Here is a 16,579-nt window from a genome sequence, read left to right on the forward strand (position 1 = left end):
TTTTGTTTGTGTTTACGTGGTTGAATAGTTCGCTGAAGAGGAATCCCAACAGGAGGATTTCAACATGAAGAACACCCGAGTACAAAAAATGGTTGCGGTCGCATTATTTGCTGCAATCGGATTGGTTTTGCAATTTTTCTCATTTCCAATCATGCCAACATTTAGTTTTTTGAAAATCGATTTTAGTGATATCCCAGTTTTGATCAGCATGTTTTTATTTGGCCCGTTAGCGGGGATCGTTACCGCGTTTTTACGTTCGATCTTACATTTGATCATGACCGGTTTTAGTCCCGAGAATCTAGTTGGCGACGTCGCTAGTTTCTTTTCAACAGCGGTCTTTACTTTACCGATTTTCTACATCTTCAAAAGAAACAAATACCAAAAAGGAAAAAATCAAATTTTAGGCGTGATCAGTGGAACACTTGCACTCACCATTTTCATGAGTATTGCGAACTATTTTGTAATCACACCTCTTTATTTAACATTTTTAGGCCTAAACGCAACCCAAATGTTAGGTATGCCACTGGCAAATTACATTTTGATCGGTATTGTACCTTTTAACTTGATCAAAGGATTTATCGTTAGTGTGGCATTCCTTGTCTTACACGCCAAACTACTGCCTTGGTTGAGCAGAAAACAACACCAGTTAGAAAAACGGCATAGCGTTGTAAAATAAAAGTAAATGACTCTTTTAAAAAAAAAAGACTAGGATAGCATATAATACAAAGAATACAAGTAAACTTGAAAGTAGGAATTCCTACTTTCAAGTTTTTTTTATGAAAAAGAGCATTTTCAGTTATTTATATAGAGACTAGATAGGTTATATGGGAGGGGAACAAATGACCAATCATAGGTATTCGCATAGCTAACACTTATTTTTTTAAAGTTTTTCTTAATATTTTGTTATGAAAAAAAATTCAATAACCGACATTGTGTAAGCGTTTTATAAACCGTGTCTGAGTATTTTTTGCCTTTTTGTATAAAAATGTATTTTATACGTTTTGATGTGAAATTATTCTCCTTTTGTTTGTTAGATGGACCTGATATAATAGACGACGGAAACGCTACAATTAGTATGAATAAAGCATTTCAATTAAATAATCAAAGGAGGGACAATAAACGAGGGTTTTGAATAAAATTTATCGAATCTACTAGTTATTATTTTTGTTCTTATCATCTTTTTGATAAAATACCGATGTGTCAAAGATTTTTGAAACAAGAAAGGAAGAAGAAAATGGAACAAACAACGAAGAAGAAATTTCAAATGCCTTCAGCGTACTCGGTCTTATTCATTATTATTGCCATTATCGCTGTACTTACATGGTTTATCCCAGCAGGACACTACAGTGTGGATGAAGCCGGTAATATCATTGCAGGGTCTTACGAAAGAGTCCAACAAAATCCACAAGGACTTTGGGATATCTTTATGGCTCCAGTCAACGGGATGTTGGGTGTACCAGCGGGTGAGTTAACGAAAGAAACACCTGCGGCAATTCCAATTTCCTTCTTTATCTTAATTGTTGGTGGTTTCTTAGGAATCATCAATAAAACTGGCGCATTAGATGCTGGGATCGCAACTGTTGTGAAACGCTTCAAAGGAAAAGAAAAAATGTTGATCCCTGTATTGATGCTTTTATTCGCTTTAGGTGGTTCAACTTATGGAATGGCGGAAGAAACGATTCCATTTTACGCATTATTGATTCCTGTTATGATGGCCGTCGGTTTTGATACTGTCACAGCAGTAGCCATCGTGTTGGTCGGATCTCAAGTGGGTTGTTTGGCATCAACAGTTAACCCATTTGCGACAGGAGTTGCATCACAAGCTGTTGGTATTTCAATGGGTGAAGGAATCGGGTTACGTTTCTTTATGTTCGTTGTCTTACTAGCAATCTCTATTATTTATGTGTATCGCTATGCGTCGAAGATCGAAAAAGATCCAACCAAATCTTTAGTATATAATCAGCGCGAAGAAGACATGAAACACTTTGATATCGAAGCAATCAATCGTCAAGAAATGATCACGAAGAAACAAAAACATGTCAATGTATTGTTCTTCCTTACTTTTGGTATCATGATCATTAGTTTGATTCCATGGACAACATTGAATGAAAACTTCACTATTTTTGAGTCATTGACAAATTGGTTAACTGGCCTACCTGTAATTGGAACTGTTTTAGGTAAAAACATGTTGCCTCTAGGTGATTGGTATTTCCCTGAAATCACAATGTTATTCTTAGTAATGTCAATCGTTGTGGCAATCACTTTTGGTATGAAAGAATCTGATTTTGTCAAAGAATTCTTAGCAGGTGCTTCAGACTTGATTGGTGTAGCAATCGTTGTTGCTGTTGCTCGTGGGATCCAAGTAGTGATGAACAACGGTTTGATCACAGATACGATCTTACATTGGGGAGAACAAGGATTAAGCTCATTATCATCAAGTGTCTTCTTGATCCTTACATTTATCTTCTATATCCCTATGTCATTCTTGATTCCATCAACTTCTGGCTTAGCAGCTGCTACAATGGGCATCATGGGACCAATGGGAGAATTTGCTGGTGTCGGTAAAGATCTAGTAATCACTGCTTACCAATCAGCATCTGGATTAGTGAACTTGATCACGCCAACTTCTGCTATCGTAATGGGTGCAATCGCCATTGCTCGCTTTGATATTTCCGTTTGGTGGAAATTCACTGGGAAGTTGATTGCCATCTTATTTGTTGCTATCTGTGTGATCTTAGGTGTAGCAGCAATGTTCTAATTCTAGACAAATGACAGCCAAAGTTCTATGATAAATGAAGAAACAATATCTATTGACTGAATAAAGAGACATGAATCCTTTATTCACCAAGTACGATGTATCACTTGTATGTAAGAGATCGTCGGTAGAAACAAGACCTTTGAAAAAACGAGTTACTCTGTTGATGAAATGGTGACTGAAGAATCCAGCGCCAAGAAATAAGCGACAAAACCCGAAACTTGGATTTTGGGTTTTGTCGCTTATTTCCGAAGGCGTTGGCTTTTTCACAGAAAATTTCGTGAATAGTGTCCTATTGCACTCGAGCAGATGTACATGTGGATCAAAGTAGTATTTTCTGCCGTCATCTTTTTTTTAAAATAATGAGGAGGCAAAGTTGATGAAACAATTTGTAACAGAACAACATCATGAACAAGCATTAGAATCATTAAGTGAGTTGATTAGAATTCCTTCTGTGTTGGATGAATCTGATTCTGGAGAGGGACATCCTTTTGGGAAAAAAGTTGTAGAAGCTTTAGATAAAGTGTTAGAAATCAGTGAAGGATTAGGTTTCAAAACATTTAAAGATCCCGAAGGCTACTATGGTTATGCAGAAGTAGGCTCAGGAGACGAGTTATTTGGTGTCTTATGCCATATGGACGTTGTCCCTGGAGGCGATGAAAAAAACTGGGAATCTAAACCTTTTGAGCCAACGATCAAAGATGGCTGGTTAGTTGGCCGTGGCTCCCAAGACGATAAAGGACCTTCGATTGCTGCAATGTACGCAGTGAAAGCATTGATGGATGCAGGGGTAGAATTTAATACGCGCATTCGTTTCATCTTCGGAACGGACGAAGAAAATCTTTGGCGTTGTTTAGATAAATACAATGAAAAAGAAGAAGGAATCACACAAGGCTTTGCGCCAGATGCAGAGTTTCCTTTGATCTATGCAGAAAAAGGTTTGCTACAAGCTTACTTGACCGGTCCTGGCACAAATGAATTCTCTGTAAATGCTGGTGGGGCACTAAACGTAGTGCCGGATTCAGCACCTTATTCAGGTGAAAAATTGGCAGAAGTGAAAGCAGCGTTAACGAAACACAACTTCGATTTTGAAGATCAAGGTGACTCGATCACAGTGCTAGGAAAAAGTATCCATGCAAAGGATGCCGCAGAAGGTGTCAATGCGATTTCTCGTTTAGCGATCGCTTTGTCTGAAGTTTTTGATTTTGCGCCAATCAAGTTTTTAGGAGAATTAGTCCAAGAAAATGCGACTGGTGAAAAAGTAGTCGGAAAGACTGTTGACGAACAATCTGGTGAGTTGACGATGAACTTCGCTAGTTTAGAAATCACACCTGAGCAAACAAAAATCGGGGTGGACATGCGTATCCCTGTCACCTTCAAAAAAGATGAACTTGTCGAAAAACTGACAGAAAAAATCAAAGCATACGATTTATCATATGAAGAATTTGATTTCTTGGATTCATTATACGTTCCTTTGGAGAGTGAATTGATCCAAAACTTATTAGCAACGTACCGTGATATCACAGGGGATATGACTGAGCCATTTGTTTCTGGTGGAGCAACCTTTGCTCGTACGATGAACCAATGTGTCGCTTTCGGTGCAATGTTCCCTGATACACCAGACTTCATGCACCAAGCCAATGAACGATGGGAATTAAGCAGTATGTACAAAGCGATGGAAATCTACGCAGAAGCGGTTTATCGCTTGTGTGGGAAGTAAACCAATAGTTAGTTAAGAAACGAATAAGAGTCATAAAAGTAACCACCCCTATTTTGACAAAGTTCCTCAAAATAGGGGTGGTTTTTCATTGTCAGTTGTTCCTCCTTACAAAGATATCCAATAATAACATCTTACATAAAATCATTTGCAATTTTACCGTATTTTATTTAGTGTATAAGAGTATCAAATGAAAGATGACGGAAGGTGATGTTTTTGAAAATATTCAAAAGAGTCCTGATAGGATTAGTGCTCGTACTGGGATTAGGTGCTATTGGAGGTTATTTTTATTGGCAACAAAGTGTGTACGAACCATCGACTCAAGCAGAGCAATCATTTAAGCAAGGAATAGATAAAGAGGATTATTTATTATTCGAATCGCAAAAATCGGCGAAACATCCAATGGTGATTTTTTATCCTGGTGCGCTCGTCGAACCAGAAAGTTATAGTATATGGGCAGAGCAACTAGCAGAAAATGGCTATACGGTAGCCATTGCTAAAATGCCTTTTGAACTGGCGATCCTGAGTGGCAACAAAGCAGACAAAATCAGAGAGAATTTCAAAGATCAAGATTTTGTGATTGGAGGACATTCTTTAGGTGGGGTGATGGCAAGTCGTTATGCTAATGCAAATCTGGATGATGAACGATTAAAAGGTATTTATTTCATGGCAAGTTATCCGGATGAAAAGGGGACATTGGCAAAAACTGATTTACCGGTCATCAGTATCACCGGAAGTGAAGATGAAGTCATGAACCAAGAAGCAGCTGATGAAGCAAAAGCTTATTTACCTGAACAAACAGAATTTGTTTCCATCGCTGGAGGGAACCATGGCGGATTTGGTAGTTATGGTCATCAAAAAGGTGATGGTGAAGCAACAATCAGTAATGAAGACCAACAAACAGCAATCGTCACGACCATGATGAATTGGCTGAATCAAATCAAGTAAGAGCGTCACTTTTCGGACCGGCGAAAAGAAATGATCCGTTTATAATTGAAAATTTCACAAGCTGATCGGCGGATACAGACGTCTCAAAGGAAGCTCCTAGAAAAATAAGGCGTCATCCACAAAAAAATTTAAGAATCATTTTCGTGGATGACGCCTTATCACTTGAGGGGAATACGATTACCTCATCTATTTTTGTAACATAGAAAAACAAGTAGATCATCGGACAGTCCTGCTAAAAGTTAGTTGTAAGAGAGCGGTCAATTTTCTTTTTCCAATAAGATTGCTCGAACCGGACATTTTTGATAAGCTTTGGTTACGTTGGCTTCTTCTAAAGGCTGAACGAATTGTTGATGTGCTTCTGGTTCTTGTGCAAATAAGACGATTCCTTCTTCATCATAATCAAAGATATCAGGCGCCTCGATTTGACATAGACCACATGCGATACAACGTTCAGGAACTAATTTACATAATAATGACATATTCACCATCCTAACGTAAGGGGATTACTATGACTGAGTTTATTTTATCTTTATTTTCTTCAAGTGACAAGTTACGAGCAAGCTCACTCTATCAATTATTAAGTGGCAAGCGTACATCCTCGGTACTACTTTTTGGCTTTTTTCAGCGATTATTAGTTGTTCATGGTTGTTTTCCTTCACTTGAACAAGCAACGTTTGATACGCAGATCCAACAGATGATAGATGAGGGATTATTAAAGTGGGAAGACCGAGAGTTGCAACTGACGAAAAAAGGGGAAATGCGAAGAAAAAATAAATCCCTCCTTGGACTACACTATGATAAGTATGGACGTACAGCTACTGTTAGTTGGCGTTTGCTGAAATTCTATGTACAAGTCGTCTCTCACTTATCCGCCAATGAAACAGCTTATTTACCAGTAGAGACGGGTCCTTTTTATGCTTACCAAGTTAAGAGATGGTTGAAAGAAGCAACGTGTACCAAAACGGAGCTGGTTGCTCAAGTATCAAAGGAACTTTCTACTATTTTTACTCTGATGCCAGACGAACAAGCGAACTTCTTAGCGAACCAATTTTCTGGTAAAAAGCAAACAGGCTTACTCGCGTACCAACTGACTACCCTTGAAGATGGCACAGCTCAGCAATTATTCCAAGATCAGTGTATCCATCGCTTATTAGCGATTATCGAACAGCATTCAGATTTCTTATTATACGATTTGCTTGCACCGTTGCTTAGACAAAATTATAATCAAAGCATGTTGACGACGAGAGCATTGATTTTATCTGGGGATTCGGTGGAGCAAGTGATGGTGAAACGAGGACTGAAGAAAGGCACGATCAATGACCATTTGATTGAGTGGGCCATCTTTTTTGATGATTTTCCTTTTGAACGCCTGATCCACTCCGAGACAAGAAGATCTTTAGCTTCGTTGGATCGACCACTTCTTACGCTCAGATATAAAGATCTTGAAGGACAAACGATCGATTACGGAGAATTTCGTTTGGCACAAATCGAGGCATTTAAAGGAGGGGATAAAAATGGATTTGCTTGATCCATTGAAACAGTACTTTGGTTTTACCTCTTTTCGCCAAGGACAGGAAGAGATCATTTCCACCTTATTGAATCAGAAAGATGTTTTAGCGATCCTGCCAACTGGTAATGGCAAAAGTTTATGTTATCAGTTGACTGGCTATTTGCAAGATGGGATGGTATTGATCGTTTCTCCGTTACTCTCTTTGATGGAAGATCAAGTAGGGCAATTGCAAAAACGAGGGGAGAAAAGGGTGGTTGCCTATAATAGCTTACTCACTAGAAGTGAGAAACAGTATGTGTTAGCTCATTTATCCGAATATAAATTTGTCTTTGTCAGTCCCGAGATGTTGCAGCAACCGGAAGTGCTTCATGCCCTGAAGCAACAAAAAATCTCGTTGTACGTAGTCGATGAAGCTCATTGCGTGTCACAGTGGGGCATTGATTTTCGACCTGAGTATCAATCTCTCGGAAGAGTCGCAAAAGAATTAGGATCACCAACTACTTTAGCTTTGACGGCAACAGCCACGCGACCGGTACAAGAAGAGATCGAACACATTCTCTTTCGCACACAACCTGCCCTCGTCAAACATTCAGTTAATCGAGAAAACATCTCATTATTTGTCTTTCATACAGATGAAAAAGACCAGCAATTACGTCAGTTGATGGCACAAGCAGACGGAGCAATGATCATTTATTGCGCGACTAAAAAAGAAGTCGAACGTCTTTATCAACTGCTTCGCAAAGACTATGCTGTGGGGTATTATCATGGAGGGCTAGATGCCTCACAACGCCGCCAACTTCAACAACAATTCAGTCAAAATCAACTGCAATTTTTGATTGCGACGAATGCATTTGGTATGGGAATCGATAAAGCAGACATTCGGTATGTCATCCATTACGATCTACCAGATAGCCTGGAAAATTATATGCAAGAAATTGGTCGAGCAGGCAGAGATCAACAACCAAGTAGCGCTATCTTACTTTATCAACCAGGGGACGAAGGGATCCATTACTTTTTCCAACAATTATCTAAAGAACAACGTCAGATTTTCGAAGAACATCTGTCAACTGGGCAAACAGAGGCGCCCCAGTTCGATGAGATCCAGCAAAAATGGCTGATGCTGGTAAATGAAATGCAAAGTCCTGATACATGGCTTCTGCAATTAAAAAAACAAGAACAAGTGAAAATCAAGCAACTACAGCAGATGCTTGCTTATATCCATACAACATCATGTAGACGAGAACGTCTGATGGATTATTTCGGTGAAACCCTCAAAGAAAAACCTGAAAAATGTTGTGATCGAGATGGTGCGTCCTTATTTCTTTCTGAAACTGGACATACTAGTCCAACCGTAGAAGCAACAGACTGGCAAACCATTTTACTAAATTTATTTTAAAAAAATGGTGTGAGGTATTTTTTTCGTACAATCAAGATTATCCTATGGTATAATAACTAGGAAAGAATTTAGGAGGTCAATAAGGTGAGTAGAAAAGATAGACATCAATCATCAGAAAATAACGAAACACAAGAACCATGGGAGCAACCAATTTACGATACAGAGGATGAAGCATCTTCAAGAAGTACGCAAAGACAGCAAAAGAAAGGGAACACCCTGTTCTTATCGCTATTTTTGATTTTATTAGTTTTATGTATTGCCATTCCGGCAGGAGCTTACTTCTGGATCAGAAACGGATCAAGTAATAGTGCGACCGCTGCATCTTCTTCCTCTACGACTTCATCGATCGTAGAAAGTTCGACTGTAGAATCAACTGTAGAATCGACGACAGTTTCTAGTGAACCAACTTCTGATACACAATCAGTTGCTGGAGAAACAACACCCACGAGTGCTGTGACACCAGAAACAACACCATCTTCAACAGTAACAGAGCCAGAACAAACAACACCAAGCAGTGTGGCTCCACAAGAAACAACACCTACTTCAACACCAGAGGCAGGCACAGGTGTTTCAGGCTCAACCACAGTCGTTCAAGCGGGTGAAGGTCCTAGACAAGTAGCAGAACGCGCAGGCATTACAGTCGACCAATTGTTCCAATTGAACGGAATCGATCCAAACAACTACATGTTATATCCAGGACAAGAACTTAGAGTCCAATAAATGGAGTTAAAAAGATAATACTGAAGAGTTGTTTTTCCTCAGAGTATCTTCATAAAATGTAATTAAATAAGGAGCAGTGGCTTGAGCCACAGCCCCTTTTTTTTGAGAAAAGGGAGTTTATGAAAAATGACACGAATTAGTATCGCAATTGACGGTCCTGCCTCTTCAGGCAAAAGTACGGTAGCTAAAATCATCGCAAATGAATTGAACTATATTTATACAGATACGGGCGCGATGTATCGTGCAGTCACTTACTTGGCAATCAAACATCACATTGCTTTTTCAGATGAAACAGAGTTAGTCGATTTGATCAACAAACACCCGATTTCATTTGAGCAAATGGCGGATGGACAACATGTCTTTGTAGCTGGGCAAGACGTTACTTCAGATATTCGACAACCAGACGTTACACGAGCGGTCTCTGAAGTAGCTGCGCATTCAAAAGTACGCGAAGCTCTTGTTGCGATCCAGAAAAAAATCGGTGAAGATGGTGGTGTCGTCATGGATGGTCGAGATATCGGTACCGCTGTTTTACCAAAAGCCGAAGTGAAGATTTTCTTGGTAGCCAGCGTATCTGAACGGGCACAAAGACGACACAAAGAAAACCTTGAAAAAAATATTCCAACAGACTTAGAAGAATTGACAAAAGAAATACAAGCACGTGATGAATATGACTCTACTAGAAAAGTTTCACCCCTGAAGCAAGCAGAAGATGCGATACGGATCGATACAACCGGTAAAACGATTCAAGAAGTTGTCCAAGCGATCAAAGAAGTGATTCAACAAAAAGGATATTTTCTTGACTAAATAGAAAAAAAGCGAAGAATCCGACCATTTTAATGGAAAACAAACGAAATCGCTTTATTTTTTTTAAATAATCAATTAAACTATAGGCAGTACCGTAGTTAACGGCAGAATGTTGGTTAGGAGGACAAGTGTTATGACAGAATTTGAACAAAATCAGACAGATAACAACCAATCTATGGAAGATGCAATGAATAGCGTTCAAGAAGTGAGCGTTGGCGATGTCGTCAAAGGAGAAGTTTTAGTTATTGAAGACAAACAAGCCATCGTTGGAATCGAAGGAACGGGTGTTGAAGGCGTAGTTCCTGCAAAAGAATTATCTACTTTACCGGTTGAAGATATCAACGAAGTGGTAAAGGTTGGCGATACGTTAGATCTAGTCGTGATCAGCACGATTGGTAAAGACAAAGAAAACGGAAGTTACCTTTTATCAAAACGACGCTTAGATGCGAAAAAAGTTTGGGAGGATATCGAAAAAGATTTCCAAGCTGGAAACATCATCGAAGCACCAGTGACAAATGTAGTTAAAGGTGGTTTAGTTGTCGATGTCGGTGTTCGTGGATTTGTTCCGGCATCAATGGTAGAAGATCATTTTGTCGCTGATTTTTCTGAATACAAAGGAAAAACGATGACATTCAAAATCGTTGAAATCGAACCATCAGAAAATCGCTTGATCCTTTCACACAAAGCAGTCGTTGAAACAGAAAAAGAAGCACAGAAAAAAGAATTACTATCAACTATCCAAGAAAATGACGTGATCGAAGGACGCGTTGCTCGTATCACAGATTTTGGTGCGTTTGTTGATTTAGGCGGCATCGATGGATTAGTACACGTTTCTGAGATTTCTCACGGACATGTTGCTAAACCCGGTGATGTTTTAGCTGTTGGCGATGAAGTGAAAGTCAAAGTTCTTTCAATCAATCCAGAACAAGGACGTATCTCATTATCGATCAAAGACACATTGCCTGGACCTTGGACAGATATCGAAACAAAAGCTCCAGTAGGCGCTGTACTTGAAGGTAAAGTGAAACGATTAACTAGCTTTGGTGCCTTTGTTGAAGTATTCCCAACAGTGGAAGGGCTTGTCCACATCTCACAAATCTCACATAAACACATCGCGACACCACATGAAGTGTTGCATGAGGGCGATGATGTCCAAGTGAAAGTTTTAGAAGTCAATCCAGAAGAGCATCGGATTGCATTAAGTATCAAAGCATTAGAAGAAAAACCTGCTTCTGATAAAGAACCAAAAGAAGTTGAGTCTTATGAGTTACCTGAAGAAAATACAGGATTTACAATGGGTGACATCTTAGGCGAAGCCTTAAAAGGGGAAGTAGAAGAAACAGCAACAGATGATTCTGAAAAATAAATGAATGATCGTTCCCGAAGCGCGAATTTACAGCATCAAGGGAAGTTGTACATGTGTAAAACAAGTGGTCTGGGGATTACGCCCCAGACCATTTTCTTTTGTAATAGGCAGTGATCCAGAAAAATACTTGAATGTTCACCGATCTAAGCTTGAAAGTTCGCGAAGTATTCGGTACACTAAGTGAGATTGGAAACATGTGAGGAGGAAAAAATATGGCAAATCCAACAATTGCAATCGTTGGTCGCCCAAACGTCGGTAAGTCGACGATTTTTAACCGTATCGCCGGTGAGCGTATTTCGATTGTCGAAGATACTCCAGGAGTTACTCGTGATCGTATTTATGCTAAAGGGGAATGGTTAGGTCGTGATTTCAGTATTATTGATACTGGTGGGATCGACTTAGGCGATGAACCATTTATGGATCAAATCAAGCACCAAGCAGAAATCGCAATCGATGAAGCAGACGTAATCGTCTGTGTCGTCAGTGGCCGTGAAGGCATCACTGATGCAGATGAAGTCGTAGCAAAAATTTTATATCGCAGCAATAAACCGGTGATCTTAGCCGTTAATAAAGTCGACAATCCTGAAATGAGAAACGATATCTATGAATTTTATGCACTAGGTCTAGGTGATCCTTACCCTGTATCTGGAAGTCATGGATTAGGGATCGGCGACATCTTAGATGAGGCAGTGAAATTCTTTGATGAAGAAGCAGAAGAAGAAGAGGATGATACCATCAAATTCAGTTTGATCGGTCGCCCGAATGTAGGGAAATCTTCCTTGATCAATGCGATCCTAGGTGAAGACCGAGTGATTGTTTCGGACATCGAAGGAACGACGCGTGATGCTATCGATACGCACTTCGTCTCAGAAGACGGTCAAAAATTCATGATGATCGATACAGCTGGAATGAGAAAACGTGGGAAAGTTTATGAAACCACAGAAAAATACAGCGTGATGCGTGCCATGCGTGCGATTGACCGTTCAGACATCGTGTTAATGGTCTTGAACGCAGAAGAAGGCATCCGTGAACAAGATAAACGAGTAGCTGGCTATGCGCATGAAGCTGGCCGTGGTGTGATCATCGTTGTCAATAAATGGGATCTAGTAAAAAAAGAAACGAATACGATGCGTGACTTCGAACAAGAGATCCGTGAAGAATTCCGTTACTTAGACTATGCGCCGATTCTGTTTGTTTCAGCTGTGACTAAGCAACGATTAGAACGTTTGCCTGAAATGATCGAAGAAGTGAGTATGAACCAAAACTTACGTGTTTCTTCAGCAGTCTTGAATGATGTGATCATGGATGCCGTAGCGATCAACCCGACACCGACAGATAAAGGTAAACGATTAAAGATTTTCTATGCCACACAAGTTGCAGTTAAACCGCCAACCTTTGTTGTTTTTGTTAATGAAGAAGAATTGATGCATTTCTCTTATGAACGTTTTTTGGAAAATCAAATCAGAAAAGCATTTACGTTTGAAGGAACTTCGATCCGAATTATTCCACGTCGAAGAAAATAGGCATTTTACCATAGTAGTCCGTTTTTTTCAAAAAAAATAAGCATATTTTTGTATTACGTTTTTATGACTAAAAAAAGCGGTTAAATAATGCCAAAAACCTTGCTATTAAGCGATTCATATGATATCGTGATAACAGAATATTGAAACTTCATCAATATTTCTTATAAACTTCTGGACCACTCAGAAAGTTTTTAAACTAAAATGATGTTCCTATCATATCTCTTGTTGGAGGAGGTGAATCTATCCATGGCAAATAAAGCAGAATTAATCGAAAAAGTTGCTTCAGCTACAGATTTAACTAAAAAAGACGCAACTGCAGCAGTTGACGCTGTATTTTCAACTATCCAAGATGCTTTAGCTAACGGCGAAAAAGTTCAATTAATCGGTTTTGGTAACTTTGAAGTACGCGAACGCGCGGCTCGTAAAGGACGTAACCCACAAACTGGTGAAGAAATCGAAATCCCAGCTAGCAAAGTACCTGCATTTAAACCAGGTAAAGCATTGAAAGACGCTGTTAAATAAGACAGTTGAAAAAGCGCTTGTGGCTACGGCTACAGGCGCTTTATTTTTTATATAGATGGATAAAAGAGGCGGAAAGCAGTAGAAAGGCAACAACCAAATAGTTCAGCAACCAAATGGAACTCGTTACATACCAAATAAAAGAATAGAGTTGATCAAAAAAGGCATGGGTTCATTCACTCGTTTTTCTTATTCTTTTTTTATTTTACTTACTAATGGTAAAATAAAAGAAAAGGGGAGGGCAACATGGAGTTATCCTATCGCTACCAACAAGAAGAAACAACAATCTTTTATGGGGAAACATTTGTCACTCAGTTGAAAAATGAATCGATTGATCAAGCGATTCTTTTTTTAACGAACCAACGTTATTATGATCTATACGCTGAGAAAATGACACAGTCATTCACGAACAAGTTAGCGATTGATTGGTATATTTGTGGCAATACGCAGTGTAATCAATTATCTGAATTGCATAGCCTCTTGTCCTATGCGAGACGCTATCCTGAAAATCGACCGCTTTTAGTAATAGGTTTTGGCAATGAGGGAATTATGGAGTTGGCGGGCTTCTTTCAAAAACATACGTATCTTCAGACTACACTTTGGTTGATCCCCGTCTCGATCCGCTCCATGGCACGGGCACTTAATCCTCAATGCGAGATTTTACATGGGTCGAACGAATCGGCTCTTCAAACGACGAACCTTCCAGAACGGATCATTTATGATCGGACGATCAGTGAAAAACAAATCGAAGGGAAACAAATCGATTTGTTGATTTTTATCTGTTGTGGGTTAGTCTGTGATCATCCGTTTCTTCAAAATCTTTACAAAAATTATCCGAATCGCGAAAAATTATTCAATCGTCCTTTTGCTGGCATGCTAGAAGAAATCATTTATTTTTATCAAGAAGACGCTGAACAAGTGGCAAATTATGGTAAACTATTTGAGCAAGCTTTTTATCTGACTGAAAATAGTCATTTGCTTTCCGCCAGTATGAAAAAATTTTTAGGTATCTTGATGCAACTTATCTGGAATTCAGAAATCAAGTCGCTTTCTTTCCAATTGAAGAATTTTTTTATCTGGCTGCAGCATCTAGGTTATCCAATTATTTGGCCTGAAGAGATATCAAAAATGGATTATCTAGAAAATGTGCTGGTTTTAGCAGAAAAGAGCAAAAAAATTGGTATAATAGATGGATATCAATTGCCAAACGAGCAAGAACTATTGAAAACAATGGCGTCCTATGAAAGGATCGTTCAAGAGATTAGAGGGATTTAGATGATGACAAATAGTGAAAAAATGCTACAAGCATTAGCAGACGAAAATTTGACAGAAGCAAATGAATATTTGGCAAAGGCGCTCCAAGAAGATCCGGCTGATGTGTTACATGAGTTAGGAGAAGAATTATTAGCCATCGGTTTTTTAGAAGAAGCAAAAGCAATTTTTGAACATCTGCTAACTGTATCGCCTGAAAATGATGAATGGAATATTCCGTTGGCAGAGATCGCTATCGAAGACAATGAGATCGATCAGGCATTTGACTATTTAGAAAAAATCCAGCAAGATAGTGAGTACTATCCACAAGCACTATTAGCAATCGCTGACTTGTACCAAGTAATCGGTATTCCTGAAGTAAGTGAAGCAAAATTGAAAGAAGCAGCGAAGCTATTACCAGAAGAACCATTGATTCAATTTGCATTGGCTGAATTGTATTATTCAGTTGACCGTTTCAATGAAGCTTCCGCACTTTACGAAATGTTGTTAGCAAATGGTATAGAAGAAATTTCTAGTATTTCCATGCAAGAACGCTTAGGACAATCGTTGAGTATGCAAGGGGATTTTGAAGCAGCAATCCCACCACTGGAAGCAGCTTTAGCCGAAGAGCGGACAGATGATCGTTTGTTCCAATTAGCGTTCACGAATCTACAATTACATGAGAACGAAAAAGCTATCAATTATTTGCAAGAGTTACGGGAATTGAATCCACAGTATCAATCCTTATACCTTTATCTAGGTCAGGCCCTTCAAGAAGAAGAGATGATCGAAGAAGCACAACAAGTCTTAGAAGATGGTATCAAAGAGAATCCATTCCAAGTAGAACTTTATCACCTAGCTTCGGAAAATGCCTTTCGTCTACATGACAAAGAAAAAGCAGAGAAGTTACTACTTGATGCCTTGAACGTCGGCGACAAACAAGATGAAACGTTGTTGACGTTGAGTAATCTTTACTTGGATCAAGAACGTTATGAAGACGTTGTTCAAACAGTCAACCAAATGGAAGAAGTTGCTAATCCATATGCAGAATGGAACCTCGCTCATGCCTATAATCAATTAGAAGATTTTGCGGTAGCAGCAGTCCACTATGAACAAGCAGCCCACGAATTAGATCATGAGCCAGATTTCTTGAAAGAATATGCTTTATTCTTACGTGAAGAGGGCCAATTAGCAAAAACACGAGAATTATTGGAACAATATTTAACTTATGAACCAGGGGATATGGAGGTATTGTCGCTATTAGATGATTTAACAGAGAGGTGATGAATATGTTGATTGATGTTAAAGAAAAGAAGAATTTCTTAACTTGGATGGTTAACCATGTCTCTTTCAGTCGTAGAGAAGTATTTTGGATTTTGAACTATCTGGCAAATCATGAAGCAATCTTACACAATGTGCGTTTTGTTGAAGGTGCAAACTTAACAAGACGTGGTTTACAGATCACCGATCTTTCCTATGAAGGTGAGCCGATGAAGCTATTTTTAGATGGAAAGGAATTTACTGACACTGATCAGATCTTCCACGAAATCCGTCTGAATTGGAAAAATCCACTCTATGTCGAATGCCTTTTTGAAAATGCGTGGCAAACGAAAGAATATTTAGAAATCATCGAAGATAATCCGTTAGCCTCATGGGAAGATGCAATCAGCGAAGAATCAACAGAATTAATCGAGCATTATTTCCAAGAAAAAGAGCAAGCAGCTAAACTAAACATGCTTTACCAACAGATCGATCAGGCATTAGAAGAAGGCGATAAAGATGCGTTTCTTGAACTATCTGATGAAGTGAACCGCATGATTCTTCAAGCGCCACAGAAGAGTAAGAGCTGAGTGTGGGGAAAGCTGACCAGGGAAAAGTAACATTATGATAAGTAAGTAACTATAGTGAAAATATATATAATAAAGTCTAGGCTTCCTTCCGAGTAATATTCGTAAAGGAAGCCTAGTTTTTATTAAGTTTTTTGGTCAACAAAAAATGGATTTCAATAACAAAATTTCTTAAAAAGCTTATTATAATCAAATTTGTTCCAGAATATCTCTGGTCGCT

15 protein-coding genes are annotated in these 16,579 nt (G+C 38.9%); 14 read left to right on the top strand and 1 reads right to left on the bottom strand.

Going from position 1 to position 16,579, the window contains the following annotated elements; all coding sequences use genetic code 11:
• Nucleotides 1-64 precede the first annotated feature (64 nt).
• From IGJ95_RS05490 to IGJ95_RS05505, 4 genes are all read left to right on the top strand, one after another.
• Nucleotides 65-676: an ECF transporter S component gene (locus IGJ95_RS05490; RefSeq protein WP_019723230.1), complete on the top strand. Its 612-nt coding sequence runs from the start codon at nt 65-67 to the stop codon at nt 674-676.
• Nucleotides 677-1,234: 558 nt separating this feature from the next.
• Nucleotides 1,235-2,758 (top strand): YfcC family protein, encoded by a 1,524-nt coding sequence (locus IGJ95_RS05495; RefSeq protein ID WP_010735777.1) that lies wholly within the window; start codon nt 1,235-1,237, stop codon nt 2,756-2,758.
• Nucleotides 2,759-3,134: 376 nt separating this feature from the next.
• Nucleotides 3,135-4,475 carry a M20 family metallopeptidase gene (locus tag IGJ95_RS05500; RefSeq protein WP_153830373.1) on the top strand — a complete coding sequence of 447 codons (1,341 nt, stop codon included), beginning with the start codon at nt 3,135-3,137 and terminating at the stop codon, nt 4,473-4,475.
• Nucleotides 4,476-4,688: 213 nt separating this feature from the next.
• Nucleotides 4,689-5,420: an alpha/beta hydrolase gene (locus IGJ95_RS05505; RefSeq protein WP_438761533.1), complete on the top strand. Its 732-nt coding sequence runs from the start codon at nt 4,689-4,691 to the stop codon at nt 5,418-5,420.
• A gap of 257 nt (nt 5,421-5,677) precedes the next feature.
• Here the strand turns inward: IGJ95_RS05505 and IGJ95_RS05510 are convergent, their stop codons facing one another.
• Complete coding sequence (locus IGJ95_RS05510) at nt 5,678-5,899, bottom strand: ferredoxin (protein WP_010735774.1); 222 nt, start codon at nt 5,897-5,899, stop codon at nt 5,678-5,680.
• Between the two features lie 29 nt (nt 5,900-5,928).
• Here IGJ95_RS05510 and IGJ95_RS05515 point away from each other — a divergent pair, with 29 nt between their 5' ends.
• The 10 genes from IGJ95_RS05515 to IGJ95_RS05560 all read left to right on the top strand — a co-directional run bounded on the left by IGJ95_RS05515 (nt 5,929) and on the right by IGJ95_RS05560 (nt 16,362).
• Nucleotides 5,929-6,948 (top strand): helix-turn-helix domain-containing protein, encoded by a 1,020-nt coding sequence (locus tag IGJ95_RS05515; protein WP_010735773.1) that lies wholly within the window; start codon nt 5,929-5,931, stop codon nt 6,946-6,948.
• On the top strand, nt 6,935-8,326 hold the full coding sequence (locus IGJ95_RS05520; protein ID WP_023519474.1) for a RecQ family ATP-dependent DNA helicase: 1,392 nt from the start codon (nt 6,935-6,937) through the stop codon (nt 8,324-8,326). Before IGJ95_RS05515 ends, IGJ95_RS05520 begins: the two co-directional genes overlap by 14 nt.
• 84 nt (nt 8,327-8,410) lie before the next feature.
• Nucleotides 8,411-9,046, top strand: coding sequence for an SAG1386/EF1546 family surface-associated protein (locus tag IGJ95_RS05525; protein WP_010735771.1), 636 nt, complete (start codon nt 8,411-8,413; stop codon nt 9,044-9,046).
• A 126-nt stretch (nt 9,047-9,172) separates the two neighbouring features.
• A complete protein-coding gene (gene cmk, locus IGJ95_RS05530; RefSeq protein WP_010735770.1) occupies nt 9,173-9,853 on the top strand; it encodes a (d)CMP kinase in 681 nt (226 codons plus the stop codon).
• Nucleotides 9,854-9,986: 133 nt separating this feature from the next.
• Nucleotides 9,987-11,219: a 30S ribosomal protein S1 gene (gene rpsA / locus IGJ95_RS05535; protein WP_010735769.1), complete on the top strand. Its 1,233-nt coding sequence runs from the start codon at nt 9,987-9,989 to the stop codon at nt 11,217-11,219.
• 212 nt (nt 11,220-11,431) lie between these two features.
• Entirely contained in the window at nt 11,432-12,742 is a 1,311-nt protein-coding gene (gene der / locus IGJ95_RS05540; protein WP_010735768.1) for a ribosome biogenesis GTPase Der, read from the top strand.
• Between the two features lie 246 nt (nt 12,743-12,988).
• A complete protein-coding gene (locus tag IGJ95_RS05545; RefSeq protein ID WP_002290178.1) occupies nt 12,989-13,264 on the top strand; it encodes an HU family DNA-binding protein in 276 nt (91 codons plus the stop codon).
• Between the two features lie 243 nt (nt 13,265-13,507).
• The gene (locus IGJ95_RS05550) at nt 13,508-14,536 is read left to right on the top strand and encodes a hypothetical protein (RefSeq protein ID WP_438761535.1); all 1,029 of its coding nucleotides are present in this window, start codon (nt 13,508-13,510) and stop codon (nt 14,534-14,536) included.
• A complete protein-coding gene (locus tag IGJ95_RS05555) occupies nt 14,537-15,796 on the top strand; it encodes a tetratricopeptide repeat protein (RefSeq protein WP_096081468.1) in 1,260 nt (419 codons plus the stop codon).
• 5 nt (nt 15,797-15,801) lie between these two features.
• Nucleotides 15,802-16,362, top strand: coding sequence for a YpiB family protein (locus tag IGJ95_RS05560; protein WP_023519477.1), 561 nt, complete (start codon nt 15,802-15,804; stop codon nt 16,360-16,362).
• The last annotated feature ends 217 nt before the right edge of the window (nt 16,363-16,579 follow it).

The organism is Enterococcus sp. AZ156 (assembly GCF_051714165.1).
GTDB lineage: Bacteria > Bacillota > Bacilli > Lactobacillales > Enterococcaceae > Enterococcus_B > Enterococcus_B pernyi.

Coding starts and splice junctions, on each gene's coding strand:
- rpsA (WP_010735769.1), top strand. CDS start 9,987: ATGACAGAATTTGAACAAAATCAGACAGATAACAACCAATCTATGGAA.
- IGJ95_RS05500 (WP_153830373.1), top strand. CDS start 3,135: ATGAAACAATTTGTAACAGAACAACATCATGAACAAGCATTAGAATCA.
- IGJ95_RS05490 (WP_019723230.1), top strand. CDS start 65: ATGAAGAACACCCGAGTACAAAAAATGGTTGCGGTCGCATTATTTGCT.
- IGJ95_RS05550 (WP_438761535.1), top strand. CDS start 13,508: ATGGAGTTATCCTATCGCTACCAACAAGAAGAAACAACAATCTTTTAT.
- IGJ95_RS05545 (WP_002290178.1), top strand. CDS start 12,989: ATGGCAAATAAAGCAGAATTAATCGAAAAAGTTGCTTCAGCTACAGAT.
- IGJ95_RS05510 (WP_010735774.1), bottom strand. CDS start 5,899: ATGTCATTATTATGTAAATTAGTTCCTGAACGTTGTATCGCATGTGGT.
- cmk (WP_010735770.1), top strand. CDS start 9,173: ATGACACGAATTAGTATCGCAATTGACGGTCCTGCCTCTTCAGGCAAA.
- IGJ95_RS05515 (WP_010735773.1), top strand. CDS start 5,929: ATGACTGAGTTTATTTTATCTTTATTTTCTTCAAGTGACAAGTTACGA.
- IGJ95_RS05520 (WP_023519474.1), top strand. CDS start 6,935: ATGGATTTGCTTGATCCATTGAAACAGTACTTTGGTTTTACCTCTTTT.
- IGJ95_RS05495 (WP_010735777.1), top strand. CDS start 1,235: ATGGAACAAACAACGAAGAAGAAATTTCAAATGCCTTCAGCGTACTCG.
- IGJ95_RS05560 (WP_023519477.1), top strand. CDS start 15,802: ATGTTGATTGATGTTAAAGAAAAGAAGAATTTCTTAACTTGGATGGTT.
- der (WP_010735768.1), top strand. CDS start 11,432: ATGGCAAATCCAACAATTGCAATCGTTGGTCGCCCAAACGTCGGTAAG.
- IGJ95_RS05555 (WP_096081468.1), top strand. CDS start 14,537: ATGATGACAAATAGTGAAAAAATGCTACAAGCATTAGCAGACGAAAAT.